Source organism: Benzoatithermus flavus, from assembly GCF_037908215.1.
GTDB lineage: Bacteria > Pseudomonadota > Alphaproteobacteria > Geminicoccales > Geminicoccaceae > Benzoatithermus > Benzoatithermus flavus.
On record NZ_JBBLZC010000137.1, the window covers coordinates 1 to 532 of the forward strand.

Sequence of the window (532 nt, forward strand, 5' to 3'; positions counted from 1 at the left end):
TGGAATACGGACCAGCTGAAAAACCATGTGACACTCTTTCCAGAGGGAGCCTTATGTGTTGAGGTGAATGGCGAAATTGCGGGGTCAATGACAGGGCTTATTGTCGACTTTGACCCCAGCCATCCGGACCATACATGGGAAGAGATCACGGATCATGGATATATCCGCAACCATAACCCAAACGGGAATACGCTTTATGTCGTTGATATTGGCGTGCGCCCTGCCTACCGCAAATGGGGGCTGGGAAAATGGCTGATGCTATCCATGTATGAAGTGGTTGTTCATTTGGGACTAGAGCGGCTGTTAGGCGGAGGGAGGATGCCTGGCTATCATAAAAAAGCGCATGAGATGACAGCGGAGCAATATCTCGAAGCGGTAGTAAAAGGCAAATTGAAAGATCCTGTTATTACCTTCCTGCTTCGCTGCGGCCGCACACCTGTCAAAGTGGTGGCGAACTATTTAGAAGATGAAGAATCGTGCAATTATGCTGCACTGATGGAATGGAAAAATCCTTTTTATCGCGCAAAATCTT

Annotated in this window: 1 protein-coding gene; it reads left to right on the forward strand. The window is 47.9% G+C overall.

All coding sequences use genetic code 11. The annotated features are described in order from the left end of the window. Nucleotides 1-532 (forward strand): GNAT family N-acetyltransferase (locus U1T56_RS24550; RefSeq protein ID WP_418162087.1); only part of this gene is annotated, 532 nt, incomplete at both ends.